This window comes from Paenibacillus sp. 01T424 (assembly GCF_056398745.1).
Genome location: NZ_JBFTPZ010000003.1, coordinates 128,649 through 153,962, shown reverse-complemented (window position 1 = coordinate 153,962; position 25,314 = coordinate 128,649). Strand labels below are relative to the sequence as shown.

The following is a 25,314-nucleotide window of genomic DNA, read 5'->3' as shown; positions in this document are numbered from 1 at the left end:
TATCGATTACAATAAAACCATCATAGACTGCAGCTATGAGCCAATGAGATGGATAAATGAAAGGGGCTCGTTACGAATATGAGAAGACAATGGAAATCGGTTTCCGTTCTCTTAGTTGTGCTGCTTATGGCAATCAGCGTATTATCGGCTTGCACGAAGTCTGATTCGGGTAACAAAAATTCTCAGGCTGGGGCAACGAATGGCTCAAGCAACACCGAAAATACGGGCAGCGGTGAAAATGTATCCAAAGATCCGATCAAACTGCGTCTTACCGCTTGGGGCGCACCTGATGAGATCGCAGCATTTAAGAAAGCAGTCGCTAGTTTTGAGGCTAAGCATACCAATATTAAGGTTGATTTCCAAGCCATTTCAGCGGATTACGATACGAAATTAACGACCATGGTAGCTGGAAACGATGAGCCGGACATTGCCATGATGGAGTCCAGCACGATCGCTTTTCCTTTAGCGGAAGAAGGCAAGTTCGTCAACCTTCAGGATTTCCTTGATAAGGATACGGAGTTGACTGTGGATAGGCTCGTTCCTAACATTATGTATTCCTCGGAGCCAGGCAATGTAGTCGGTATTGCGCCTGGCCCAGAATCTTTTGCTTTATTTTATAACGAAGATGTATTTAAGGATGCAGGCTTAACACCTCCGCCAGCCAAAGCTTCTGAAGCGTGGACATGGGATCAGTTCGTAGAGGTTTCGAAGAAACTTACGATGGACAACAAAGGCAAGAATGCGACAGAAGAAGGCTTTGATCCTAAAAATATTAAACAATTCGGAGTCAACGTACCAACTTGGTGGGGCGCATACAGCAACTTCATCTATTCAAATGGCGGAGACTTCTTGTCTGAGGACGGCAAAACCTTTGCTCTGAACCAGCCAGAAGCTGTAGAAGCTATTCAGAAGATTTCCGATCTTATTAATGTTCATCATGTAGCACCGTCACCTGTTCAAGCGAAAAATATACCAGGCACCAACGTTGCGCTGCAAACCAAAAAAGTAGCGATGGCATTTGATGGTCAATGGGCAAGCACAAGCCTGGCACAATCCAAATTCAATTTTAACGTTGGCGTGCTTCCCGTGATGAAACAGCCGATGACGACTGTCGTTTCTGGCATGTTTTCGATGTTTAAATCAACGAAACATCCGGAGGAAGCATGGGAGCTCTTGAAGGCGCTGATTGATCCAGAAGCTTCAATCGAGCTGCTAACTGCCGGCACTTGGATGCCATCTCATAAAGAGTGGTACACGGATGAATCTTACCTAACCAGATGGACTGAAAACCTGCCTTCTCGCCCATCGGGCTACAAAGATGCGGTCGTYGAGATGGTATTGAGCAACAGCCATGCAACACCAACCGCTTATGTGAAAAACTTTAATAAAATTATGGATATCGTTAATCCAGCACTCGATAAAGTTTGGTTAGGCCAGCAAACCGCTCAAGAGGCAATGGATTCTATCGCTGCGAAAGCACAAGCACAGGTTCAAGGACGTCGTGATGTACAATAATCATTTAAAGAAAGAACTATAGTCAGATTGACGGCGTTCTTCCTGAAGACCGCCGTCTTCTTAGGATAGGAGGCAAGTATGGGCATGGATATTCCTGCGCAAACCATTCCAGCAGCCAGTAAAAAAAGTCGCATAAGAGAGCGTAAGGCGTTATTCTACGGGTTATTGTTTACAGCTCCTGCCATACTAGGCTTCATCATATTTACGCTCGGACCTATGATTGCTAGTTTGGTGCTCAGTTTAACCGATTATAGCGTGTTCAAAGATACAACCTCATTTATTGGTTTCGATAATTACGCCAAGCTTTTCTCAGGTGAAGATGATTTATTTTATAAATCACTAGGCGTTACCTTCTATTTTGTTATTCTGCGGGTACCTGCCGTCATCATCATCTCTTTTCTGCTGGCGCTGCTCCTTAATATGAATGTAAAGGGTAGATCGTTGTTCCGCACCATTATTTATTTACCAAGTATCGTTCCAGCGGTTGCATCGTCCATGATATGGCTGTGGCTGCTTAATCCAGACCTTGGTTTAGTCAATACGGTGCTCGCATGGCTTCATTTGCCGACAAGCAACTGGTTGTTTGGCGAGAGCAGTGTTATTCCATCTGTTGTCTTAACGACGCTTTGGGGAATAGGCGGCACGGTCATTATTTTTCTAGCGGGGCTTTCGGGTATTCCGAAGCAGTACTATGAAGCCATTGATGTCGATGGCGGAGGATGGATGCATAAGCTGCGCCATATTACGATCCCGATGGTAACGCCAACAATTTTCTTTAATACCATCATGACGATTATCGGTTCTTTCCAGGTGTTTAGCGAAGCCTACATTTTGACACAGGGCGGGCCTAATAATAAAAGTTTATTTTTCGTGTTTTATTTGTGGAGTACAGCATTCCGTGATACAGAGATGGGTTATGCATCTGCCCTGGCATGGATTCTATTTATCATTATTTTGTTCTTTACGTTTATCGTATTCAAAACCTCGAAATCTTGGGTTTACTACGAGGGGGAAAAATCATGAGAGAGTCCAAACTCAAGCTGACAGCAGGTTATGCGGCCCTTATTATTATTTCAGTTATGTTTATCATTCCGTTCGTTTGGCTGATTCGAAGCTCAGTGATGGATTTGTCGCAAATTTTCGTTATGCCGCCGGAATGGATTCCAAATCCTTTTAAATGGGATAACTACGAGAGAGCACTTACTGTGCTGCCTTTCGGACAATTTTTCAAAAATACGCTTATTATTGTGTTCAGCGTTATTATCGGAACTGTGCTGACGAGTACGATCGCAGCCTTTGGTTTCTCTCGTATTCAGTGGAAAGGCAGAGACACCATTTTTGCAATCCTCATGACCAGCATGATGCTGCCTGCTGCGGTTACGTTAATTCCGAGCTTTCTCGGATGGAAAACGCTGGGCTTCTATGATACGTTCTATCCCCTTATCGTACCGGCGTTCTTTGGCGGAGGTATCTTTAATATCTTCCTGCTGCGCCAATTCTACATGACGATTCCGCGTGACTTTGACGAGGCTGCTTTTGTGGACGGGGCTAATTATTTTCAAATTTACTGGCGTATTCTTATGCCGCTTAGCCGTTCGGCTGTTATCGTCGTTGCGCTATTTACCTTCTTAGGTTCATGGAATGACTTTATGGGGCCGCTTATCTATTTGAAGAGTGACAGCCGCTTTACGCTAGCACTTGGCTTGCAAATGTTTCAAGGCAGCTATACAGCGCAATGGGATTTGCTCATGGCGGCTTCAGCAACTGTCGTTATGCCCTGCGTGCTCGTATTTTTAATCGGCCAGCGTTATTTTCTGGAAGGCATTACGTTAACGGGATTGAAAGGATAACAATTAGCGATGAAAGGATGGTTAGACATGACATTAACGGAAACGAAGGCGATAAAAGGCTGGCAAAACGTGCCCTTTACGAAAGTTGAGATCGATGATGCTTTCTGGAGGCCGCGGCTGGAAGTTATCAAAAATATTACGATGAAGGCATGTTTAGTCAAATGCGAGGAGACAGGCCGAATTGACAATTTTGCAATAGCAGGCGGACTGCTGGAAGGCAAATTTGAAGGGATGTATTATAACGACTCCGATGTGTATAAGGTGCTTGAAGGTGCCGCTTATGCACTTATGACGGATCGTGATCCAGTACTGGAAGCAGAGATCGATCGCATTATTGATCTCATAGCTGCGGCGCAGGAAGCGGATGGATATTTAAGTACTTATTACACGCTTGAAGCGCCTGATCTCAAATGGTCGGATATGGAAAAACACGAGATGTATAATGGCGGCCATCTGATTGAAGCAGCGGTTGCTTATTTCGAAGCGACAGGCAAGCGGAAGCTGCTGGATGTAGCATGCAAAATGGCTGATCATTATGATCGCGTATTTGGCCCTGGCAAGCGGCACTGGGTGGAGGGGCATGAGGAGATTGAGCTTGCGCTTGTGAAGCTTTACCGCACGACCAACGAGGATCGTTATTGGAAGCTGGCGCTTTGGCTGCTTGAAGAACGTGGTCATGGTCATGGTAAAGGTGCCATTTGGGACAAAGAGGAATGGGGCCCTGCGTACTGCCAGGATGATGTACCTGTTCGAGATATCGAGAAGGTAACAGGACATGCTGTACGAGCGATGTATTTGTACACCGCGATGGCTGATGTCGTGCATGCTTCCGGTGATCCGACGTATATTGATGCGCTGCACCGCGTTTGGTCGCATACGGTTGAAAGGAATATGTATGTGACAGGCGGCATCGGGCCGTCTCAGCATAATGAAGGCTTTACACATGATTACGATTTGCCGAATGATTCGGCTTATTGCGAGACCTGTGCGGCGATCGCTATGGTTTTTTGGAATCACCGGATGAACTTGTTGTTTGGCGATGCCAAATATGCCGATGTTGTAGAGCGGGAAATGTACAATGGCGCTTTAGCCGGAATCTCGTTGTCTGGCGACAAATTTTTCTACGTCAATCCGCTTGCATCAAATGGCGAGCATCACCGCGTGGATTGGTTTGGCACTTCTTGCTGCCCGACTAACCTAGTTAGATTTTTACCATCCATTGGACAATATGCTTATGCTGCTAAGGATGCTGGAGTAGTCGTCAATCAATACATGAACGGGGAAACTGCTTTGGAAATAAAAAGTGGGACAACCGTCAAACTTAAGCAGACAACCGCGTACCCTTGGGATGGAAAAATCGAAGTTGCGGTAAGCTTGGATCAAGCGGAAACGTTCGAGATCCGGCTTCGTGTTCCTGGCTGGTGCAGAGGATATAAGCTATCGCTTCTAGGGGAGCACCCGCAGCCATCGGAAGGAAAGATCGAAAATGGTTATCTCGTATTGAATCGCTGCTGGACACCGGGAGACTCCATTGTATTAGAGCTGGATATGCCGGTTGAAGTTATTCGGTCACGGCCGGAGGTGGAGGCTAACATTGGAAGAATAGCTCTGCAGCGCGGACCTGTGGTGTACTGCATGGAGCAGACTGATAATATGGAGTTATCCTACGATGAATTTTCTCTTGCAGCACATGACCCGCTATTCATTGAGCACCGAGCAGAATGGCTTGGCGGCGTGACTGTTCTGAAAGGAAAAGTGGCTGAAGGCAGCGCTTGTTTATTTATTCCTTATTATGCATGGGATAACCGAGATGCGGGCTTCATGCAGGTATGGATTCGTGAAAAAGAAGATCGTCACTTATATCGTTATTAAGCAGAATGCTTTAAAATGAAATAGATAGATAAGCAAAAATCCGAGAGACAAGACGCTTTTTTATAAAGTGTCTATCTTTCGGTTTTTTGTTCAGGAAGCAGTTAAAGGGAGACATAATAAATGAATGTCGTAAACGCAACATTAGAAGATCTAAATGGATGGTTAGAGCTGGCTGCTGAGGTGGAGTACCTCTTTGGCCCAATGGTAGATGATCCAAACTTTGTTCTGGCACTAGAGAGAAATATACATCAAAATCGCGCGTTCTGCGTGCGGGAATATGATGGTTCGCCAGGGTGCAGCCTGTTAGGGGGACTATTGCTTTCTACATCTAACGCCCCAAGCTACAAAATCGGTTGGTTGTCTGTCTCCGCTAAAGCAAGAAATAAAGGCGTGGCATCGGCATTGCTGAATCATGTTCTAGCGCTTATAGATGTTCCTTCAGAAATAGCAGTCACAACATTTGGCGACGATATTCCAGACGGGATGCCTGCAAGGCGCCTTTATGAGAAATTTGGTTTCATTCCCTTGGAGGAATCGATTCCAAACGGTCCCGAAGGCGGTTCAAGGCAAAAGTTCCAATTGACGATTGCTCATCGGTAATGATGATTTCTTTAGTTGTCTAACCGTTATTACAAATCGTTGTGTACCGTTTTACCTGGATAAAACATAGCGCTCTCTATCTTCTCGTTTTCTTTTGCAGAGATGGAAGCAGCTATTAATTTAAATACTTTAGTTTTACTCCCCAAGGAAGATTCATATTTTTCGAAATGCGATTTGGACAACGGTTGTTTATAGTAGCCAGGCACATATTTGTCCAGCATGCTTTGCATAGCTTTTGCAGCCTCGTCTATTTCATTAACAAACTGTATTTTCCCAGAAACCATAACGCTCATATAAGAGGTGTCGGTATGAGCAGGTACGGGGTCAGTTAATGTTCCATATTCTTCGCTCACGGTAAAACAAGCTTCAGGATTTTGCTCGATATAGGAGATTTTCCGCCCTTCAGCAGCACCATGAAAATAAACCGTGTCGTTCAGCCAAGTGAAATTTAACGGAACAACGTAAGGGATTCCAGCGGCAGATAGGCCAAGGAATCCTGTTTTTGCGTTTAACAAAAAGGTTTGAATCTTGCCCTGATCAGTACACTCTCTTTTCTGTAATCTTACAGGAAACATATTTAGGCACACCCTTTGTCTTTATGATAATGTAATAATAATGAACAATTGTCCCTGTGAAAAGGGGCAGATTCCGAATATTTCATGGGGTCAGGTGCTGCATATGATTGAGATTACTCCTTTACTCGATAAGCAGGGAAAACATCCTTTATACTCGCAGCTGTATACGTATATTAAGAATCAAATTGAATCTGGATCAATGGCTGAAGGTACTAAGCTTCCATCGATTCGTGAGTTGGCGCACTATTTGAAGATTAGCAAAAACACTGTAGAAGCTGCTTATCAGCAGCTGCTTGCAGAAGGGTATGTGGATAGTAAAAGTCGTAATGGAATAAGAGTGCTGCCGTTAGAGGATGTGAATACAAATCGAGATTCAGTTCAAGTAAGTTCCACTAAAGATGTTAATTGGAAAAGGTATCGGTATGATTTTAACTATGGTGATATTGAATGGCATCGCTTCCCGATGAAGATATGGAAAAAATGTTTGTCGGATGGTTTAAATGGTGACCCTTATCGAATATTGGGTTATGGACATCCACAAGGAGAAGAGGAGCTTAGGGAAGAAATTGCAAAATACGTATTTCAATCTCGCGGAGTATCGTGCAGCTCCAATCAAATTATCATTTGTTCAGGAACACAACATGCCGTAAGCATGTTATTGCAGTTTTTGTCTCTAGGGGGGCAAAACATAGCTATGGAAGAACCCGGCTATAATGGCGTTCGAACGATTTTTAAAAATCATGGCTGCGAAATTACGCCCATTTCGGTCGATTCTGATGGCTTGAACATAGAAGAGCTGCAAACAAGCAATGTCAACGCAGTGTATGTGACACCATCACATCAATTTCCATTAGGCATGGTGATGTCAGTACAGAAACGAATGAAGCTGCTTCAGTGGGCAAACCAAAACGACGCTGTCATTATCGAGGATGATTACGATAGTGAGTTCCGATATGTTGGCCAGCCGATTCCCTCTCTTAAAGCATTGGACTCAGGAGAACGTGTCGTTTATTTGGGGACATTTTCGAAATCGTTTTTGCCTGCGGCCCGATTAAGCTATATCGTCTTGCCAACAAACATGCTGGAAAAGCGGGATGAGATATTTTCCGTTTACAGTCAGCCTGCATCACCTATCATTCAGCAGGCCGTGTTTTTGTTTATGAATCGCGGACATTTTGCTGGGCATATACGCAAAATGAGAAGACTGTATCAAGCGAAGCATAAAGCTTTAGTTACTGCGATATCACTGTATATGGGTGATCGTGTAAGTATCATTGGGAGCAAATCAGGACTGCATTTGCTGCTTGATGTTAAGGACAGAGAAAGCGGCCAGCTGATCGAACGGGCAGCAGAAAATGGGGTAAAAGTGTATTCTCCGAATGTACATTGGATGGATAGTGAGCGCTGTCCGGCATCCTTTGTATGGCTTGGATTTGGCGGAATGAGTGAGGATGATATTGAAGAAGGCATTCGTCTGCTAAGCCATGCTTGGTTTGGCTCAGCATAGGAGATTTATTCTAATTGCATGTGCTATAATTTTACTAAAAATACAAGATTACACTAACAACCATTGGAATTAGAAAGGTGAGATTAGTAGAATGGCTCAGGTGAAAGTTTTTGGACTTAAGGATCAATTAAATCCGATAAAACAGCAATTATCAGAAGTTATTCATTCCTGTGTAGTGGATGTATTTAAAATGCCGCTCGATAAGAAGTTTCATCGTTTTTTCGCAATGGAGAAAGAAGATTTTTATTACGCTCCTGGACGAACCGAGGCGTATACGATTATCGAAATAAGCGTATTTGAAGGTCGTTCCATCGATTCCAAAAAACAGCTTATTCGTTCGCTCTTTGATCACATTCAAGCACAATTGCATATTTCTCCTGAAGATATCGAAATAACAATTTTTGAAACTCCAAAATATAACTGGGGCATTCGCGGCCTGCCAGGGGATGAACTGCAGCTCTCCTATAATGTTAATGTGTAGCGCGCGCAGATTAGATTCTTCTGAGGCTAGTATTGCACCGTGGCTGTCGGTCAACAATGCGGCCGAGGCAATAAAGTTTTATAAAGCGGCATTTAGTGCAGTCGAGCTTTATCGGTTAGAGGACGGAGACGGGAATATAGCTATTGCTGAGCTTTCCGTTAGAGGAGCGAATTTTTGGATTCAAGAAGAGGCTGCCGCTATACCCGCAATGGTAGGTCGTGGCTTCTTCCGGATGGTTATCACGGTCAACGACCCCGATGCCTTATTCGAATTGGCTATCGCTGCGGGAGCAACAGAAATTGCACCTATAAATGAAGAACATGGCTGGCGTATTGGTCGTGTAGCGGATCCGTTTGGCTATCATTGGGAGATCGGCAAACGACTGTTTGAATAGACAAATGATAATAGGTCGATGAATCCAAAGCAAAGGGGTCATCGGCTTTTTTTGTATAATGATCATACACTTAGCGAGGTGCGAGGATATGTATAATTTCACAAAGGAACGAGAGGGATAGATGCAACTAATATCTCCCAATTACGTCTTTAACATTGCATAAATTCAATTGGGGGGCATTAAAATGAAACGTTTATGCTCAGTTTTACTCCTATTTGCAGTTATCGCAAGTGGTTGCAGCAAGGGGACGAGTGCAGGGATAAACACGGTTGATCAGCATCAACCAACAAATGATATCGTTATAGAATCAAACAATATGCCTAAAGAAATGCCGAGTGATTTTGATTTCATGGTGCGTTACGGATACAGCGAAGTGAACAAAAACGAAATTAATACTTTCCTAGATACGGCTACAAAGGATTTAGTGATGAACGGGACTGCATCTGCAAAAATTGCGTTTACGACAGAAGAGATGCGCAGCATTTATGAGAAAATGAGAGAAATAAATATAGTGGGAACAAAAAACTTAAAGCCTGCTGCTATAGGGTGTGAACGGACTCCTTACGGGGAAGACAGCTGGGAAGTTAGTATAAACGGGGAATCCAAGACATTTACTTGGACCGAGAAATATTGCGAGTTAACAAAGGATGCGAAGCAGTTGCTGGAACTGCGACAGTTCATTCATCAAATCGTTGCAGGGAAGGAAGCCTATCAGAAACTGCCAGAAGCAGAAGGCGGATATGACTGAAGATTAGAGAGAATGAACTTGAATAAAGTAGGGAGACTCTCTTGTGTGCATTCGTGCAAAAAGATTTATTGTACAGAAGCTTGGATTTGAAAAAGAGAATTACAAACAAATCTTTATGAGAATGTACGTGTGGAACCATAATCATAAAAAGAAGGAAAAGATGCAAATTTTCAAGCTATTGGAGCCGAACAGCAATAAACTAGTCGTGTTAAATGATAATACGGATATAGATGGTATTCGGATGGGGGAAATAATACATTCAACTTTATAAAATAGCAGGATATGAGATATTCCGAACAAAATTAATCAATGCTCAATTAAGTTTGGTTTTCATGGAAAAAAGATAAATGGGACAAAAAGCATAGTTGTTTAATTGTAATGAATACGATCTTGACGAGTGAGCGAGATATCGTTATACTCATTAAGCGTAATGATTACTATTAATTGAATTCGCTTTTTTTATTTGCTATATAATCGTAATTATTACGTTTAATCGAAAGCTTAAATTAATTGGAGGTGCCAATGATGACTGTTAAAAAACTGCCTGTAACTGTATTGAGCGGATATTTGGGTGCTGGCAAGACGACGATTATGAATCATATCCTACATAATCGCGATGGCTTGAAAGTCGCTGTTATCGTAAATGATTTGAGTGAATTGAATATAGACGCTAGTCTTATTAAAGATGGGGGCGGCTTGTCACGGACAGAAGAAAAGCTTGTCGAAATGTCCAATGGCTGTATTTGCTGCACGCTTAGGGAAGATTTGCTTAAGGAAGTAGAGAGCTTAGCGAAAGAAAATCGCTTTGATTATATTCTGATTGAATCAACGGGTGTTGGTGAGCCTGTTCCCGTAGCTCAGACCTTCTCCTATATCGATGAAGAGCAAGGGATTGATTTAACACAATATTGCAGGCTGGATTGTATGGTAACGGTTGTTGATGCTTATCGCTTCTGGCATGATTACGCATCAGGTGAAACATTGCTTGATCGCAGTCAAGCCGTTGGCGAAGACGATACACGCGAGGTAGTTGATTTGTTGATTGATCAGATCGAGTTTTGCGATGTGCTTATTTTGAACAAATGTGATCTTGTTGATGATGAGGAATTGGCGGAACTAGAAGGGGTTCTCCGGACCATGCAGCCGCGCGCCAAGTTTATTCGTACTTCCAAAGGCGAAGTTAATCCGAAAGAAATTTTAAATACGTCGTTGTTTAATTTTGACGAAGCTAGTCGTTCAGCAGGGTGGATTAAGGAATTGGAAGCTCCATCACATACACCTGAAACGGAAGAGTACGGCATATCCTCCTTCGTATACGAACGTGCGAAGCCATTTCATCCGCAGCGTCTTAAAGCTTGGATGGAGCGCTGGCCAGAGGAAGTCGTTCGAGCCAAAGGTATTGTATGGCTTGCGACTCGTAGCGCGTATGCACAAAGCTTGAGCCAAGCAGGGCCTTCCATACAGTTTGGACCGGCTGGTTTATGGGCTGCTGCATTGCCGGATGCGGAACGAGAAGAATTACTGCTCGAAGACCCAGAGCTGGCAAACGTATGGCACGAGGAATATGGTGATCGTGTTAATAAGTTTGTACTTATCGGCATCGCGATGAATCGTAAGCAGCTGACCGATTCGCTCGACCACTGCTTGCTGAGAGACGAGGAGCTGCCGCTTGACTGGAACGTGTTTATTGATGAATTTCCGAATGCGATGAATGATCAGATGTACTGATATTTCGGCTGTCAGTGTTGTATTTATATAAGAAGCAGCCTCAGGGAAACCTTTGAGGCTGCTTCTATTTTAATATCTTTAAAGCAGCTTGCAATTATGAATTGACAGCGCTTCGGAACATTGGTACCATATTTTCATAAACGCGTGTTTACGGAAAGAGGGACTAGGATTGAGCAAGGAAATTAATAGTACGGAAATTGCTAAGCTAGCAGGTGTTTCCAGAAGCACGGTCAGCCGTGTTATTAACAATTATGCGAATGTTCCTGAGCAGACGAAGCAAAAGGTATTAAAGGTCATTCAGCAATACAATTATTACCCTAATCTATCCGCGCAGGTGCTGGCAGGCAAACGCACGCGAACGATTGGTTTGTTTATGGCCGATTCCGGGCGAGTATCCGGCGACAGCATTTCAAGCTTGCTGCTTGCCCGGGTTATTGAAAACGCTTCTTCGCATGGATATTATGTGCTGACTCATATCGTTCACGATATGAAAGATCAGAATGAGGCTCGTACGATTAAGGAGAGCTTCTATCAGCGCAGAATCGATGGAGGCGTGTTCATTGGAGCAGCTAATCATGAACCGCTTATTGAAGAACTTATAGCCGAAGGATTTATGGTGGCAATCGTAGATCAGCACTTGCCAGGACGGACCGAATCCAATCGTATTGTGTTCAACTTTGACAACGAAACGGGTGTAGGGCAAGCGATTGATTATTTAGTCAGCTTGGGCCATGAGCGAATTGGCATGATTAACGGAGATATGAATAGATACTCCGGACCATCCAAGTGGCGCGGCTTTCAAGCAGCAATGGCAAGGCATCAATTACCGCTCGTGCAGCAGTGGATGCTGCCGGGAGATTTTAACGAATCAAGCGGCTACATGGCTATTAAGGAATTTATGAAATCCAAGATGGAGCTGCCGACAGCGATATTTGCGGCAAACGACAGCGTTGCATTCGGAGCTATTCGAGCATTGAAGGAATCCGGTATTCGTGTGCCGCAGGATGTATCGATCATAGGTTTTGATGACCATATATTGAGTGCACATTCCAGTCCGGCATTAACGACGATTCGGGTTGATTTTGCAGACATGATGGACAAATTAACGAAAACCTTGATCTCCAGCATTGAGAATGGTTCGGGCGACTATCAGCCGGTTGCGGCAAGCACGGAGCTTGTTGTCCGTGATTCCTGTCAAAGGGCAAGGGAAGATTCATAGTTAAGACCAAGACCTACGTAGTTAGAGGTCGTTATGATTTGCATAATGGCTTCTAATGTCAGGTTTGAACTGCACATTATTTTTTACTTTCAAATGAACGCGCGTTCACATGTTGTAGCTTTGTGAGAGGGGGAATGCGGATGTAGGTGAAGGAATTTCAATGAATTGGAGTATCCAGATATTGAATAGTGATTACACGGCTTTTACAGCACTTATAACGATAAAATCAACCTACAGGGGGAAACGGGCATGGATAAAAACTTGATTGGAACACGTACAGTAACTCAAATTGGATTATTAGTTCATGATATTGATACAACGTCGCAGGCGTATGCCGATTTTTTTGGAATTGAAAAGCCGAATTGGTTTTGGACAGACACGGTGGATAAAGCACAAACGGAATACAATGGTGAATCGTCAGTGGCTCGCGCCAAGCTTGCTTTTTTTGATATGGGTTCCTTGCAGCTTGAGCTTATCGAGCCGGATGAACATCCTAGTACGTGGAGAGAGCATCTCGACAAGCATGGTGAAGGCCCGCATCACATCGCGTTCGTCGTTGACGGCATGAAAGAAATTGTAGCATCCATGGAGAAAAACGGAATGGCATTGGTTCAAAAGGGAGAGTATACCGGCGGACGATACGCTTATATGGATACTTTTAAAAATTTGAAGATCATGCTGGAGCTGCTGGAAAACGATAAAAAGTAAATAATGCGATAACGAGTTTCCCAATATAGGTGATGAATGAACAGGAGGAATGAGCGGTATGAACATATTAATTACAGGCGCCAATCGAGGTCTTGGCTTAGCGATTGCTAGTGAAGCGTGCGAACGAGGGCATTATGTGTTAGCTGGGGTTCGCAGCCCGGGATCATCCGCAGAGGGCTTGCAAGAGCTGCTCACAAAATTTCCGGATCAAGTAACGATCCTGCCGCTTGATGTTGCGGATGAGAATTCGGTTCGCTACGCTTCCGAGCAAGCGGAAAACCGAGTACGCAGTCTGGATGCGGTTATAAACAGTGCAGCGATATTGCTGGGACGGGATCAGAAGCTGGAGCAGCTCGACTTGGAGCAAGTAGAGCAATCGTTCCAGACTAATCTTTTTGGGCCGATCGTCGTGCTCAAGCATTTTTTGCCTATGCTTCGTCAAGGAGAGCGGCAAAGCATCATTAATATTAGCTCGGAAGCAGGAAGCTTTACAGGCGCTTATGGCGGCGACTATTCGTATGCGCTGTCAAAGTCTGCTCTGAACATGTTCTCGGCACAGCTGCGGAATGAGCTTGCACCGCAAGGCATTGTTGTTCATGCACTTCATCCCGGCTGGATTAGAACAGATATGGGAGGCGAGCAAGCACCTGGAGATGCGACAGTATCTGCAGCTGGCATCTTGAACATCGTCGAGCGGAAAACGGAAGCAGATGCGCTTTTTATTGATCATAACGGCGCTCCTATGAATCTGTAAGGCAGAACAAAATAAAATTGGCGGTGGCTGATGAGCATACGCAGACGTACTTTGTATGTCATAGGCGGAATCATTACTCTTTTGTTAGTCGTGACGATATCATTTCGACTGTTATCAGGGTCAGAAGGCGGGAATACATTGAATAAGCAGCAGGAACAAGGAAATGCTCCAATAAACAATGCTGAATTGCCAATTGCAACGGAACCTGACTCGCAGCCAGAAATTAAGCAAGGAATGCAAGTGAAGGTGGATCAGGTTGGCTATGGAACAGCGCATGCGAAGTTTGCCATCGTGGAGGGTGAGTTGCCAAGCGAAGCGGAATTCTCGTTAGTAGACAGCAATGGCAACACGATGTTTACGGGCAGCTTATCTGAGCCGCTTGCGGATGCAGCATCACAAAAGACAATAAGAAGAGCGGATTTCTCCAGCTTCCAAACGGCTGGAGAATATAAGCTGCTAGTCGCTGGGGCGGGCAGTTCTTACCCTTTTGTCATTGGAGATGCTCCATATGATGATGCGCTCGCTGCGCTGCTCAGATCTTATACATTGCAGCGTTCGGGCGTAACGATCGACGATCCGATTACGAAGCTGAAGCAGACAGCAGGACATTTACAAGATGCGCAAGCAGAGATCTTCTTTGATGATGGAGTATCGCATAAAGGTGATCTCATTGATGTATCTGGCGGCTGGTACGACGCGGGTGATTATGGGAAATACATACCTCCAGCAGCTGTTACAGTTGCTCAGCTGCTGCTCGCTTATGATCTCAATCCAGAAGCATTTCCTGCGGGACAGCTTAAGCTTCCTGAAGGGTTAAAGAATGCGAATTCCTCGCTTCCTGATATTTTGGAAGAGGTGCGTTATGAGCTGGAATGGATGCTGCGCATGCAGCGTGCAGACGGTGCGGTTTATCATAAAGTGAGCGGCTCCGCATGGACTGGATTTGTTACACCAGATACGGATACGCAAACTCGTTATGTATTTGGTTTGTCGACGTATGGCACTGCTCAATTTGCGGGTGCAACAGCGCTGGCGTCCCGAATATATAAACCCTTCGACGAAAAATTTTCAAATCGACTGTTAGCTGCGGCTGAGAAAGCACAGAGTTACTTGAGCGCAAACGAAGTCGCTGCTTTCCGGCAGGATCCGATGCAGGATAACGGCTCTGGCGGATATGGCAAGCAAACCGACGCAGAAGAGAGGATGTGGGCACTTGCTGAGCTGTTTCGCACTACGGGAAATAGCAGCTATAGCGACGTGCTTACTAGTCGGTTTGATTATTTGTTGAAGAGCTCCCCACAGGCGGTCAACTGGGCGAATGCCCAGCTGCTTGGTCAATGGGCGTACTATCGTGCGGAGAAAGCGGATGAGCAGTGGAAGGAGCTTATTCGTACAGCAGTAATTGATCGAGCGAAGGAGCTTGTTGCAAGATCCGAAGCAGACGGCTATTTCAACCTATTGAACGCAGAGGAATACACGTGGGCATCGGTGAAATCCGGAGCTGCTTATGGCTGTATCCTTCTGATTGCAAACCTAATGAAGCCTGAAGAAGCTAGCTTCAGAGCTACTGCGCTTGAGCAGCTGCATCATGTATTTGGCCGCAGTGCAACGGGGTTTAGTTATGTGACGGGAATAGGCAGTCAATACCCGCTGGAGCCTCATCACCGCATTAATGCAGCTACTGGAGTATTAATTCCAGGCTTGGTCGTTGGAGGTCCGAATCGTTACGGCGGAGATCCTGATTTGGATGCGGTCAAGGATAGTCTCGCACCTGCCATGGCTTATTTGGATGTAAGAGGTTCTTATTCGAGCAATGAATACGCGATTGATTATAATGCTCCTGTCATTTTATTGGCCTCTTTTTTCGTTAATGAGTAATTCAATAGGGGTATAAAAAAAAGAACTGCCTGCAAAGTCTGTATAGACCAAGCGAGGCAGTTCCTTTTGTGTAGCTTATAGATATACGGCTTTGCCGGTTTTGGATGATTCATAAATCGCTTCAAGAATTTGAGAAACGACAAAAGCTTGCTCTGGTGTAACAACAGGCTCAGTGTCCTCTTCAATAGCTTTCAGCCACATTCTCATTTCGAGATCAGCATCGCTTTCTGTTTTGCCATCGTAGAAAGCAACTCCGCCTGCATTCAGATCAACCTTTGTTGCAAATAGACGGCTATGCTTCTCGCCATTAATGCGAAGGCCATCCTTCATGTCCGCGCCGCCTTCAGTACCAGACAACGTACATTTTGCTTCGTCAACTTCAAGTGTATTAAGTGCCCAGCTGGATTCAAGCACGATTGTAGCGCCGTTTTCCATAACGATCATACCAAATGCGGAATCTTCAACCGTGAACTTCGCAGGATCCCAAGGGCCCCATGCATTAGCAGCGTTCTCACGTTGCGAAAGCTTGTGGTAAGAAGTACCAAGCACTACTTTTGGCTTGTAGTTGTCAAGCATCCAAAGCGTCAAATCAAGTGCGTGAGTACCGATATCGATAAGCGGTCCGCCGCCTTGTTTTTCTTCGTCAAGGAAAACGCCCCAAGTTGGAACTGCACGGCGACGAACAGCATGCGCTTTCGCGTAGTAGATGTCACCAAGCTCACCAGCTTCACACAATTTTTTCAAGTGTTGGCTGTCTGGACGGAAACGGTTGTTGTAGCCAACAGTAAGTTTCTTGCCAGTACGGCGAGCAGCGTCAACCATACGTTGTGCATCGTGAGCTGTTTTGGCCATAGGTTTTTCAGTCATAACATGTTTGCCAGCTTCAAGCGCAGCAATGGCAATGTTCGCATGTGAATCGTTTGGTGTACATACGTGAACAACTTCAATGGAAGAATCGTTCAACAGCTCCGTGTAATCCGTGTATACTTTCGCGTCTTCTGCGCCGTATTGAGCAGCTGCGTCAATCGCACGTTGTTCAACGATATCGCAAAATGCAACGATTTCAACGTTTTTAAGTTTCTTCAAGCTTGGTAGATGTTTACCGTTTGCAATTCCGCCACAGCCAATAATAGCAAGTTTGTATACTTTAGACATGTTATAAAGCCTCCTAGTAGTATAATGAATTTTTTTATTGAGAAACGGTTTGACGAGCATTCCTGCGATATTCGGAAGGAGTGACGCCGAATTTCTTGCGAAATACAGCGTGTAAATAGTTGCCGCCGGCAAAACCGGATAACTTAGCTATTTTCTCCACCGAATGCGAACTCTCGAGCAGCTCACGGCATACGACAGCTAGCCTGATGTCTTCAAGAATACGGCTGAATGTATGTCCATGATGAAGCTCCTTGAATAATCGCTGAATTTGCCGTGAGCTTAAATTAAGCTTGTCCGCAACGTCCTCAAGCGTGATGAAGCCGTCATAGTTAGCGTAAATATACTCCAAGGCGAGTCGATAACGATAAGCCTTCATATCCCGCGTTGGAAAATGCTTCTGTTCACTTGCTGTTTCATAAGCGCGAACCGCTCGCATTAAAATCTGGATAACTGTCTGCTTAATGGTAGTATAGCTGCCGACAAAATTATCGTTGCAAGCTTGATACGCTTCAAGAAAGCGAGGCATCGCTTGATGAAGATCCATTGTTGGATACAATGGAAGCGCCTTGAGCTTCTCGATACAATTTCGTGCTTCAGCAGCTTCCCAGTCGTCATAGGAATGAACATCCTCGCCGTTATTCTGCTCGGTGCGATCAATGATATCGACATGTAGACAAAGCTCATCCATCGCTTCAAGCGGGTCTGCTTCTTGATAATGCATGATCTCAGGTCCGGTTAAATAAAGCATGCCAGGTTTTAACGCATACTCCTGGTCGCTAATAATGACCTTTCCTTTGCCCTGCGGTATGAAGTGAAATTCATATTCCGCGTGCTTATGAAATCCAATCATTCTGCCGGGAGGAAATTGCGTCAGATGGAAGCGCAGTACATGGATGTCGTAGGGTCCCCATCTGATGCACAGCTCCAGGCGTTCAAGCGCATCCTGGCGTTCATGCATGACCTCATACGGGAAGTTAGGCATGCCGATCACTCCTTGGAGTCGTTCAAATTATGTGTGTCGTATTACTCGCTCAGCTCATCGATGCGGATTGCACGGTGCTCATTAGCAGAACGGTTTGAAGCTTCCATCAGCTTTGTTAAGTCAATGGCAAGGCTTACATTTTCGTCAGCGGACGTGTTGTTCTCGATGTGCTGTACCCATTGGTCAAATGCACTTTCTCTGTTCGGCGGAATCACTTGTGCCGTCCATTGCTCAGATGATTGTGCTCCTGGTGTAGAAGTGCGAAGCAGCAGCTGGCTCTCAGGATTGCCATACAATAGCGTTCCTTCAGTTCCATGCACCTCAAGCGTAAATGGTGAATGATTGTTAACGAAGCCGGCTTCTACGATTCCGATTGCTCCAGATGGCGCGTTCAATATCGCAACTGCGTTATCTTCTACTTCTTTGCCAGTCAAATAACCAAAGTGAGCAGAAACCTCTTTTGGCATTTCATTCAAGAAAAGTCTAGTCAAATACATAGGGTGACAGCCCAAATCGATTAAAGCGCCGCCGCCGCATTGCTCTAGGTTGTAGAAGTGTTCAGGCAGCCAGTTCGCTGTTGCTCCGTTATGTGAGAGACGAGCACGAACGAGTGTGATTTTTCCAAGTACGCCTTGTGACAAAATATCGCGAATCGCCAGTGTATAGCCGTCATTTAGACGAGGCAACGATACAGTTAATTTTACATTATTTTTAGCTACTTCATCTAGTATAACATTTACTTCTTTAAGAGTTGGGGCAATAACTTTCTCTGTGAAAATATGCTTGCCGGCTTTAGCCGCTGCTACGATAACCTCTTGGTGTCTGAAGGTTGGAGCGTCAACAATAACTGCGTCAATATCATCGCGACTCAACATTTCATTAAGATCGGAATGAAAAGTAACGCCAAGCTTCTCGGCAGCTGCTTGACCGCGTTCCGCGATTTCGTCCCATACAGCAACGATTTCCGTACCAGGGTGCTCCTGAGCTTGTTTCGTATAATCCCATGCGTGTACATGCCAATAACTGATTTTACCGATTCGAATCATAGGTTCATCTCTCCCTGGGCATCTATTAGCGAATTTGCATTGCATATATAAATTTATGACAACAGCTATAATTTAACATAGTTTTATGCTTATTTTTAGTGTAATTTAATGACCAAATTTGTATGAAATTACGACAAAAATTTGTTTGACTTAAATTCTCTTACATATATTGCTTCCGATATTGACGCGGGGATATGCGGGTAATCTTTTTAAAGGTTTTACCGAAGTGGGAGAAGTTATCGAAGCCAACCGCAGCGGCAATATCGGTAATGCTCCTATCGGACTCGCGAAGCAGACGCTGCGCTTCTTTCATGCGCGTCAGAATGATGTAATCGGAGAAGGTAAAACCTGTCAGCTCCTTGAACATGCGGCTTAAATAATAAGGACTGATGAAAAAATGTTTTGCGACCTCGTCAAGCCGAAGCGTCTCCCCAAAGTGAGCGTTAATGTAGCGGATAACCTCTGAAATTTTGGCATGCATGGGAGTGGCGTGGTGCAGAGGCACTGGCTCATGCTGCTGAATATGTCTAGCTGCAGTCAGCAGAAGCTCTGTTACGGCAAACGCAGGAAACAGCTCGAAGCCAGCAGGCTGCTGTCTGATCTCTGAGAGCGTTCTACTCATTAATTGTGCTGTCGCCAGCTGCTCTTGCATAGRCATACGAATAATATGGGATTGCTGTTCAAATGGCGTCAATAAGAAGCTGGCATGTGCTCCTACCAATTTACTCAACATGGCATCATCAAAGTGTATGATAATTCGTTCATGAGCGGCATCGCCGGATTGCATCGTTTTGTGCAGCTCATGCTTCGAAATAAAGACGAGGTCGCCTTGCTCAACTGAATAGGAACGGTCACGTATAAAATAAATCCGCTGCCCTGACAGCATATAGTAAATTTCATAATAGTCGTGGTAGTGATTGTATTCCATCGTGTAGGGTGCTGTTCGCTTCGTATACTCAATGTATAGGTCGGATATAGAGCCAAAGCTATAGATGTCGGGCTGGATGCTCATTAGGGATGTACTCCTTTTGATTTTATCGCAAAATAAGCGGTGTTTGATTGAAATAGAGCAGGATATGCAGAGAATTATATCACTATCATGCAGTAATATGAAGGTAATTGGAATCGAGGAGGAATAATGAGTATGGCAAAAAAACGGTATGTATTGGTAGGCAGCGGCGGCAGGGCAGAATTTTTCTACGGTGCGCTTGCAACCGATTTCAGAGAAACGTCGCAGCTGCTCGCTTTTTGTGATATTAACCAAACTCGGATGGACTATGCGAATCGCATATTAGTTGATAAATATAACCATGAGGCTGTAAAAACGTACAAATCAAATGAATTTGAACAAATGATTGAGCAGGAGAAGCCGGATGCGGTCATCGTTACGAGCATGGATCGGACGCATCATACGTACATTATTCGTGCGCTGGAGCTTGGCTGTGATGTTGTAACCGAGAAGCCCATGACGGTGGACGAGAAAAAATGCCAGCAAATTTTGGATGCGGTTGAACGGACGGGTCGCAATGTGCGTGTGACGTTCAACTATCGGTATGCGCCGCATCATACGAAGGCTAGAGAGCTGATTGCTAATGGTACAATCGGCAAAGTAACCTCCGTTCACTTTGAGTGGCTGCTGAATACGCAGCATGGCGCAGATTATTTCCGCAGATGGCATCGCAACAAGCAGAACAGCGGCGGTTTGCTGGTGCACAAATCGACGCATCACTTTGATCTCGTGAACTTCTGGATTGGCTCGCAGCCGGAATCGGTATTTGCCTTTGGTGATCTCTTGTTCTATGGTCGCGAAAATGCAGAGCAGCGCGGGGAGACGCAATTTTATGAGCGCGCAACGGGTAATCCGCTGGCTGAGAATGATCCATTTGCGCTGCATTTGGACAAAAATGATCATTTGAAAGCGATGTATTTGGATGCGGAGCATGAGGACGGCTACCGCCGCGATCAAAGCGTGTTCGGTGACGGCATTAATATTGAAGATACGATGGGCGTGCTTGTCCGCTACAAAAACAATGCGATCTTAACCTACTCCTTAAACGCATATTTGCCATGGGAAGGCTATCGCATTGCATTTAATGGAACAAAGGGACGCATCGAGATGAATATCGTGGAACAATCGTATGTGAATTCCGGCGGCGAGAAATCCGATGAGGGCGCGCTGAAAGAGCAGTCGATTAAAGTATTTCCAATGTTTGCAGCTCCTTATGAGGTCGAGGTAGAGGAAGGCGTTGGCGGTCATGGCGGCGGCGATCCGGTATTGCTGAACGATCTATTTGGAACGCCTGTAGAGGACCCATTCCATAGGGCGGCGAATCATATTGATGGAGCAAGATCGATTCTAACGGGCATTGCAGCAAACCGTTCAATCCAGACGGGACTCGCAGTACAAATTGATGAGCTTGTGAAATTTCATAACTAGGTTGCGGAGGAGGAAGCTGGAATGAAGCCATTTATGGACGATCATTTTTTGTTGTCAAACGAAACGGCGATTAAGCTGTATCATAATTTTGCAAAGGACATGCCGATCATTGATTACCATTGCCATTTGAGTCCGCAGCAAATTTTTGAGAATAAAAGCTTTGAGAACATTACGGAGGCATGGCTGTACGGTGACCACTACAAGTGGCGGGCAATGCGTGCGAATGGAGTAGAGGAGCGTTTTGTAACAGGCGGCGAGGGAGTAACCGATTACGAGCGCTTTGAAGCATGGGCCAAAACAGTTCCGCAAACGATCGGCAATCCGCTTTACCAATGGTCGCATTTGGAGCTTCGTCGTTATTTTGGCATTTATGAGCTTATTAATGAGAAAAATGCACCGTCCATATGGGAACAGGTTAACGCCAAGCTCGCGACAGGCCAATTTAAAGCGCGTGATTTGGTCAACATGTCCAAGGTCGAGGTCATCTGCACGACAGATGATCCTGTTGATTCGCTGGAGTATCATATCGCGATCAAAGCTTTAGATGATTTTAACGTACAGGTGCTGCCTTCCTTCAGGCCTGACAAAGCGCTGGAAATCAATCGTCCTACTTTTCTAGAATGGGTTGGCAAGCTTGAAGAGGCGGCTGCAACGACGATCGACAGCTATGATGCGCTGCTTGATGCGCTTGAGGCAAGAGTAAAGTTTTTCGCTGAGGTGGGCTGCAAAGTATCTGACCATGCGCTGGACTACGTTGCGTATGCAGAGACAACGAAGGCTGATGCTGCCGCTATTTTTGCCAAAGCCTTGAACAAGGAAACGGTCTCCCTGGAAGAAGAGAAGCAATACAAAACGTTCACGCTGCTCTTCTTGGGACGTTTGTATGCCGAGCGCGGCTGGGCGATGCAGTTCCATATCAATGCGGCTAGAAACAACAGCTCGCGCATGTTTGGCAAGCTCGGACCGGATACGGGTTTTGATTCGATCAATGATAGCGACGTAGCTTACCCGCTAACGAGGCTGCTTGATGCGCTGGATATGGACGACGCGCTTCCGAAAACAATCGTGTATTCGCTAAATGCCAAGGACAATGATGTACTGGGATCCATTATTGGAAGCTTCCAAGGGGGCGGGGTGCCTGGGAAAATTCAACTTGGCTCTGCATGGTGGTTCAACGATACAAAAAATGGTATGCTTGATCAAATGAATACGCTTGCCAATCAAGGACTGCTTAGCCGCTTTGTTGGCATGCTGACCGATTCTCGCAGCTTCCTCTCGTACACCAGACATGAATATTTCCGGCGTTTGCTCTGCAATTTGCTAGGTGAATGGGTCGAGAATGGCGAGGCGCCGGAAGATATGGAGCTGCTGGGTCAAATGGTTCAAAATATTTCTTATCGCAATGCGAAAGCTTACTTCGGCTTCTAGCATGCTTGAAACGTTCTACAATTCCGCTAGCTCAGCGGGGGCTGTGGGACGTTTTTTTGTATCCAAGCGATAAGCAGCCATCAAAAATTTGAGCATCTGCGGTCCGGCTATATTCGCGGCAATTCCGAATAGCTCGGAATGCACTGCTTTTCGGCATAGCAAATAAAATGCCGCGCCGCCGATGAGCTCAAAGGCAATGAACTCCTTCCATTTCCAGGCGGGAACAATGTATATTTCAAATTCTTCTTTTTTGGCAGCTCGTGTACGCAAAATGGGAGCCCTCCTGCTAATTAGGCGCATTACAACCGTAACTAGATTATGCGGAGCAGCTTATCCATCATTCGCAATGATTTCAATAAGTATAATAGGAGTGATTGCATTGAAGAAAACAGCCTTCGTAACCGGAGCAGATCGAGGAGTAGGCTTGGCCCTCGTGAAATGCTTGCTTGAGCTAGAATATGACGTTTTTGCTGGACAATATGCGGACCATGTACCGCAGCTTGATGAGTTAAAAGAAGCACATGCAGGTCGGCTGCAGGTGCTGCAGCTGGACATATCAAGTGATGAGAGTGTGGCGAGGGCGTTCGCGGCAACAGCTGCAAGGACGGATCAGCTGGACCTATTAATCAATAACGGAGCGATATTGGGAGATATTACAGCAACGGTGCTGGATCCGCTTCATTACGCGGAGATGCTTGATGTTTTTAATGTGAATACTCTAGGCAGCTTGCGGTTGAGTCAGACCTTTATGCCGCTCCTGCTCAAGGGAGAATCAAAGTTTCTGCTCAATATTTCGTCGGAGGCGGGCAGCATAAGTGATTGCTACCGGGACAGCTGGTATGCGTATTGTATGTCAAAGGCAGCGCTGAACATGCAATCCAAGCTGATCCATAATGGCATTAAGCAGCACGGAGGCCGTGTACTGGTTGTGCACCCAGGCTGGGTGCAGACGTATATGCAGGGCAAGTTAGATGCTGCAGCGTCACTTACGCCTGAGCAATCGGCGTCCTCTATTCTAAAGCTAGTTGAAGCCCGCATAAGCTTGGATGCTGTGGCAGCAGATTGTGAATACGTGGATTATGCAGGCAATGCGCTGAATTGGTAGAAGCTTGAGACGCGGATTGGATTGTGCAGCTGAGGCTAGCGCAAGAGCTCACTTCAATAAACCAGCCGATTCAGCATTCGCTGGATCAGCTGGCTCGTTACGAATGAGTCATTATTTAGCAGCAAGCAGTTGACGGAAAGAGCGGCGCAGGATGAATATCATGAGATCGATATCCTTCTGCGTTACAATTAATGGAGGAACGAGGCGAATGGTAGATGAATTCAGTGCATTGATAAGCAGTCCCTCACGCATACAAATCGCAGCAAGCTCATCAGCGGTGTTCTCAGGTACGTCAAATGCGAGCAGAAGTCCTTTGCCGCGAATATTCGCAATCGGAAATTCGTGAGAAAGATCACGAAGGCTGCCTTCTAGAAATTGGCCTTGCAGCTTAGCGTTGTTTGCCAAGTTTTGCTCCAGCAGTTCCTGAAGCACGGCATAACCTGCGGCCATGGCAAGCGGGGCTCCTGTATAGGTTCCGCCTTGATCTCCCGGCTCAAATAAGTCATATTTGCTTTTTGTCAGCATCGCCGCTAACGGAAAGCCAGCACCAATGCCTTTGCCTAAGGTGATGACATCAGGCATAATACCGTAATGCTCATAAGCGAACAGCTTGCCTGTTCTGCCCATCCCCGTCTGTATTTCATCAAATATTAACAGCATGCCGTACATATCGCATATTTTACGCAATCCGAACAAATACGCTTCATCTACGGAATGAACGCCGCCTTCCCCTTGCACGAGCTCGACCATAATTGCACAGGTGTTGTTCGTAACCGCAGCAAAGCAAGCATCAAGGTCATTAATAGGTACATGTTTAAAGCCTTCGACCTTAGGAGCGTATAGATCCTTCCACTTTGCTTTCCCAGTTGCAGACATCATAGCTAGCGAGCGTCCGTGGAAGCTGTTCGTTAAYGTAATAATCTCATATGCTCCATTCAAATTAACAGAGCCATGTTTTCTTGCCAGCTTAATTGCACTTTCATTCGCCTCAGCACCGCTGCTTACAAAAAAAGCTTTATCCATACCGCTGACGCTGGTCAGCGTCTCGGCGAATTCAATCATTGGTTTATTATAGTAACCGGGGCTTGCATGAACAAGCGTTGAAGCTTGACGTGACAATGCCTCCTGCAATACAGCAGGGGAATGCCCCAAGCTTGCAACCGCCCAGCCGCCGACAAAATCCAAGTAACGATTTCCATCCGTATCCCACAAAAACATACCCTTGCCTTTTTCCATCACGACGCTGGGACGGTGCGCCGTAAAAAGAACCGATTTCTCCGCCGTTTCTAATAATGCCTTTGTTGCTGACTTTTCCATCTGAATCATTTACGA

At 45.4% G+C, this 25,314-nt stretch carries 24 protein-coding genes; 17 read left to right on the top strand and 7 right to left on the bottom strand.

Annotated features, from left to right (window positions below; all coding sequences use genetic code 11):
* The first annotated feature begins 78 nt into the window (after window positions 1-78).
* The 5 genes from AC1DPK_RS04090 to AC1DPK_RS04070 all read left to right on the top strand — a co-directional run bounded on the left by AC1DPK_RS04090 (window position 79) and on the right by AC1DPK_RS04070 (window position 5,837).
* Complete coding sequence (locus AC1DPK_RS04090) at window positions 79-1,515, top strand: ABC transporter substrate-binding protein (RefSeq protein ID WP_477509412.1); 1,437 nt, start codon at window positions 79-81, stop codon at window positions 1,513-1,515.
* A gap of 84 nt (window positions 1,516-1,599) precedes the next feature.
* Window positions 1,600-2,538, top strand: a complete 939-nt coding sequence (locus tag AC1DPK_RS04085; protein WP_477509411.1) for a carbohydrate ABC transporter permease — start codon at window positions 1,600-1,602, stop codon at window positions 2,536-2,538.
* Window positions 2,535-3,365: a carbohydrate ABC transporter permease gene (locus tag AC1DPK_RS04080; RefSeq protein WP_076267977.1), complete on the top strand. Its 831-nt coding sequence runs from the start codon at window positions 2,535-2,537 to the stop codon at window positions 3,363-3,365. The genes AC1DPK_RS04085 and AC1DPK_RS04080 overlap by 4 nt, the downstream gene beginning before the upstream one ends.
* Window positions 3,366-3,392: 27 nt before the next feature.
* Window positions 3,393-5,237 (top strand): glycoside hydrolase family 127 protein, encoded by a 1,845-nt coding sequence (locus AC1DPK_RS04075; protein ID WP_477509410.1) that lies wholly within the window; start codon window positions 3,393-3,395, stop codon window positions 5,235-5,237.
* A 120-nt stretch (window positions 5,238-5,357) separates the two neighbouring features.
* Complete coding sequence (locus AC1DPK_RS04070) at window positions 5,358-5,837, top strand: GNAT family N-acetyltransferase (RefSeq protein ID WP_441879151.1); 480 nt, start codon at window positions 5,358-5,360, stop codon at window positions 5,835-5,837.
* Window positions 5,838-5,866: 29 nt separating this feature from the next.
* Here AC1DPK_RS04070 and AC1DPK_RS04065 read toward each other — a convergent pair whose 3' ends face one another.
* On the bottom strand, window positions 5,867-6,412 hold the full coding sequence (locus AC1DPK_RS04065; protein WP_477509409.1) for a pyridoxamine 5'-phosphate oxidase family protein: 546 nt from the start codon (window positions 6,410-6,412) through the stop codon (window positions 5,867-5,869).
* A gap of 103 nt (window positions 6,413-6,515) precedes the next feature.
* Between AC1DPK_RS04065 and pdxR the strand changes: the two genes are divergently transcribed.
* The 9 genes from pdxR to AC1DPK_RS04020 all read left to right on the top strand — a co-directional run bounded on the left by pdxR (window position 6,516) and on the right by AC1DPK_RS04020 (window position 15,829).
* Complete coding sequence (gene pdxR / locus AC1DPK_RS04060) at window positions 6,516-7,919, top strand: MocR-like pyridoxine biosynthesis transcription factor PdxR (protein ID WP_477509408.1); 1,404 nt, start codon at window positions 6,516-6,518, stop codon at window positions 7,917-7,919.
* A gap of 91 nt (window positions 7,920-8,010) precedes the next feature.
* Window positions 8,011-8,400 (top strand): tautomerase family protein, encoded by a 390-nt coding sequence (locus AC1DPK_RS04055; RefSeq protein WP_339207598.1) that lies wholly within the window; start codon window positions 8,011-8,013, stop codon window positions 8,398-8,400.
* The gene (locus AC1DPK_RS04050) at window positions 8,387-8,794 is read left to right on the top strand and encodes a VOC family protein (RefSeq protein WP_477509407.1); all 408 of its coding nucleotides are present in this window, start codon (window positions 8,387-8,389) and stop codon (window positions 8,792-8,794) included. The genes AC1DPK_RS04055 and AC1DPK_RS04050 overlap by 14 nt, the downstream gene beginning before the upstream one ends.
* Window positions 8,795-8,978: 184 nt before the next feature.
* Complete coding sequence (locus AC1DPK_RS04045) at window positions 8,979-9,542, top strand: hypothetical protein (RefSeq protein ID WP_477509406.1); 564 nt, start codon at window positions 8,979-8,981, stop codon at window positions 9,540-9,542.
* 525 nt (window positions 9,543-10,067) lie between these two features.
* Window positions 10,068-11,270: a GTP-binding protein gene (locus AC1DPK_RS04040; protein ID WP_477509467.1), complete on the top strand. Its 1,203-nt coding sequence runs from the start codon at window positions 10,068-10,070 to the stop codon at window positions 11,268-11,270.
* 169 nt (window positions 11,271-11,439) lie between these two features.
* Window positions 11,440-12,489, top strand: a complete 1,050-nt coding sequence (locus AC1DPK_RS04035; protein ID WP_477509405.1) for a LacI family DNA-binding transcriptional regulator — start codon at window positions 11,440-11,442, stop codon at window positions 12,487-12,489.
* A gap of 249 nt (window positions 12,490-12,738) precedes the next feature.
* Window positions 12,739-13,197 carry a VOC family protein gene (locus tag AC1DPK_RS04030; protein ID WP_339207600.1) on the top strand — a complete coding sequence of 153 codons (459 nt, stop codon included), beginning with the start codon at window positions 12,739-12,741 and terminating at the stop codon, window positions 13,195-13,197.
* Window positions 13,198-13,255: 58 nt separating this feature from the next.
* Window positions 13,256-13,951 (top strand): SDR family oxidoreductase, encoded by a 696-nt coding sequence (locus tag AC1DPK_RS04025; RefSeq protein WP_441879136.1) that lies wholly within the window; start codon window positions 13,256-13,258, stop codon window positions 13,949-13,951.
* A 30-nt stretch (window positions 13,952-13,981) separates the two neighbouring features.
* On the top strand, window positions 13,982-15,829 hold the full coding sequence (locus AC1DPK_RS04020) for a glycoside hydrolase family 9 protein (protein WP_477509404.1): 1,848 nt from the start codon (window positions 13,982-13,984) through the stop codon (window positions 15,827-15,829).
* A 75-nt stretch (window positions 15,830-15,904) separates the two neighbouring features.
* Here the strand turns inward: AC1DPK_RS04020 and AC1DPK_RS04015 are convergent, their stop codons facing one another.
* The 4 genes from AC1DPK_RS04015 to AC1DPK_RS04000 form a co-directional block, all read right to left on the bottom strand.
* Window positions 15,905-16,984, bottom strand: coding sequence for a Gfo/Idh/MocA family protein (locus tag AC1DPK_RS04015; protein WP_339207603.1), 1,080 nt, complete (start codon window positions 16,982-16,984; stop codon window positions 15,905-15,907).
* Window positions 16,985-17,018: 34 nt separating this feature from the next.
* The gene (locus tag AC1DPK_RS04010) at window positions 17,019-17,966 is read right to left on the bottom strand and encodes an AraC family transcriptional regulator (RefSeq protein WP_076267964.1); all 948 of its coding nucleotides are present in this window, start codon (window positions 17,964-17,966) and stop codon (window positions 17,019-17,021) included.
* Between the two features lie 41 nt (window positions 17,967-18,007).
* On the bottom strand, window positions 18,008-19,012 hold the full coding sequence (locus AC1DPK_RS04005; RefSeq protein ID WP_477509403.1) for a Gfo/Idh/MocA family protein: 1,005 nt from the start codon (window positions 19,010-19,012) through the stop codon (window positions 18,008-18,010).
* Window positions 19,013-19,172: 160 nt separating this feature from the next.
* On the bottom strand, window positions 19,173-20,024 hold the full coding sequence (locus AC1DPK_RS04000) for a helix-turn-helix domain-containing protein (RefSeq protein ID WP_477509402.1): 852 nt from the start codon (window positions 20,022-20,024) through the stop codon (window positions 19,173-19,175).
* A 132-nt stretch (window positions 20,025-20,156) separates the two neighbouring features.
* Between AC1DPK_RS04000 and AC1DPK_RS03995 the strand changes: the two genes are divergently transcribed.
* Both AC1DPK_RS03995 and uxaC read left to right on the top strand, forming a co-directional pair.
* Window positions 20,157-21,449: a Gfo/Idh/MocA family protein gene (locus AC1DPK_RS03995; RefSeq protein ID WP_339207606.1), complete on the top strand. Its 1,293-nt coding sequence runs from the start codon at window positions 20,157-20,159 to the stop codon at window positions 21,447-21,449.
* Window positions 21,450-21,470: 21 nt separating this feature from the next.
* The gene (gene uxaC, locus AC1DPK_RS03990; protein ID WP_477509401.1) at window positions 21,471-22,877 is read left to right on the top strand and encodes a glucuronate isomerase; all 1,407 of its coding nucleotides are present in this window, start codon (window positions 21,471-21,473) and stop codon (window positions 22,875-22,877) included.
* 15 nt (window positions 22,878-22,892) lie between these two features.
* Here uxaC and AC1DPK_RS03985 read toward each other — a convergent pair whose 3' ends face one another.
* Window positions 22,893-23,147, bottom strand: coding sequence for a hypothetical protein (locus tag AC1DPK_RS03985; protein ID WP_339207608.1), 255 nt, complete (start codon window positions 23,145-23,147; stop codon window positions 22,893-22,895).
* A gap of 100 nt (window positions 23,148-23,247) precedes the next feature.
* Between AC1DPK_RS03985 and AC1DPK_RS03980 the strand changes: the two genes are divergently transcribed.
* Window positions 23,248-23,982, top strand: a complete 735-nt coding sequence (locus AC1DPK_RS03980; protein WP_477509400.1) for an SDR family NAD(P)-dependent oxidoreductase — start codon at window positions 23,248-23,250, stop codon at window positions 23,980-23,982.
* A 111-nt stretch (window positions 23,983-24,093) separates the two neighbouring features.
* On the opposite strand, the gene AC1DPK_RS03975 is transcribed toward AC1DPK_RS03980, so the two are convergent.
* The gene (locus AC1DPK_RS03975; RefSeq protein WP_441908867.1) at window positions 24,094-25,308 is read right to left on the bottom strand and encodes an aspartate aminotransferase family protein; all 1,215 of its coding nucleotides are present in this window, start codon (window positions 25,306-25,308) and stop codon (window positions 24,094-24,096) included.
* Window positions 25,309-25,314 lie beyond the last annotated feature (6 nt).

What these genes read in the sequence shown, in the direction of transcription:
- AC1DPK_RS04025 (WP_441879136.1), top strand. Translation starts at nt 13,256, where the DNA reads ATGAACATATTAATTACAGGCGCCAATCGAGGTCTTGGCTTAGCGATT.
- AC1DPK_RS04050 (WP_477509407.1), top strand. Translation starts at nt 8,387, where the DNA reads ATGTTAATGTGTAGCGCGCGCAGATTAGATTCTTCTGAGGCTAGTATT.
- AC1DPK_RS04065 (WP_477509409.1), bottom strand. Translation starts at nt 6,412, where the DNA reads ATGTTTCCTGTAAGATTACAGAAAAGAGAGTGTACTGATCAGGGCAAG.
- AC1DPK_RS04055 (WP_339207598.1), top strand. Translation starts at nt 8,011, where the DNA reads ATGGCTCAGGTGAAAGTTTTTGGACTTAAGGATCAATTAAATCCGATA.
- AC1DPK_RS04015 (WP_339207603.1), bottom strand. Translation starts at nt 16,984, where the DNA reads ATGTCTAAAGTATACAAACTTGCTATTATTGGCTGTGGCGGAATTGCA.
- AC1DPK_RS04045 (WP_477509406.1), top strand. Translation starts at nt 8,979, where the DNA reads ATGAAACGTTTATGCTCAGTTTTACTCCTATTTGCAGTTATCGCAAGT.
- AC1DPK_RS03995 (WP_339207606.1), top strand. Translation starts at nt 20,157, where the DNA reads ATGGCAAAAAAACGGTATGTATTGGTAGGCAGCGGCGGCAGGGCAGAA.
- AC1DPK_RS04080 (WP_076267977.1), top strand. Translation starts at nt 2,535, where the DNA reads ATGAGAGAGTCCAAACTCAAGCTGACAGCAGGTTATGCGGCCCTTATT.
- AC1DPK_RS04005 (WP_477509403.1), bottom strand. Translation starts at nt 19,012, where the DNA reads ATGATTCGAATCGGTAAAATCAGTTATTGGCATGTACACGCATGGGAT.
- AC1DPK_RS04085 (WP_477509411.1), top strand. Translation starts at nt 1,600, where the DNA reads ATGGATATTCCTGCGCAAACCATTCCAGCAGCCAGTAAAAAAAGTCGC.
- uxaC (WP_477509401.1), top strand. Translation starts at nt 21,471, where the DNA reads ATGAAGCCATTTATGGACGATCATTTTTTGTTGTCAAACGAAACGGCG.
- AC1DPK_RS04075 (WP_477509410.1), top strand. Translation starts at nt 3,393, where the DNA reads ATGACATTAACGGAAACGAAGGCGATAAAAGGCTGGCAAAACGTGCCC.
- AC1DPK_RS04010 (WP_076267964.1), bottom strand. Translation starts at nt 17,966, where the DNA reads ATGCCTAACTTCCCGTATGAGGTCATGCATGAACGCCAGGATGCGCTT.
- AC1DPK_RS04020 (WP_477509404.1), top strand. Translation starts at nt 13,982, where the DNA reads ATGAGCATACGCAGACGTACTTTGTATGTCATAGGCGGAATCATTACT.
- AC1DPK_RS04040 (WP_477509467.1), top strand. Translation starts at nt 10,068, where the DNA reads ATGACTGTTAAAAAACTGCCTGTAACTGTATTGAGCGGATATTTGGGT.
- pdxR (WP_477509408.1), top strand. Translation starts at nt 6,516, where the DNA reads ATGATTGAGATTACTCCTTTACTCGATAAGCAGGGAAAACATCCTTTA.
- AC1DPK_RS04030 (WP_339207600.1), top strand. Translation starts at nt 12,739, where the DNA reads ATGGATAAAAACTTGATTGGAACACGTACAGTAACTCAAATTGGATTA.
- AC1DPK_RS04070 (WP_441879151.1), top strand. Translation starts at nt 5,358, where the DNA reads ATGAATGTCGTAAACGCAACATTAGAAGATCTAAATGGATGGTTAGAG.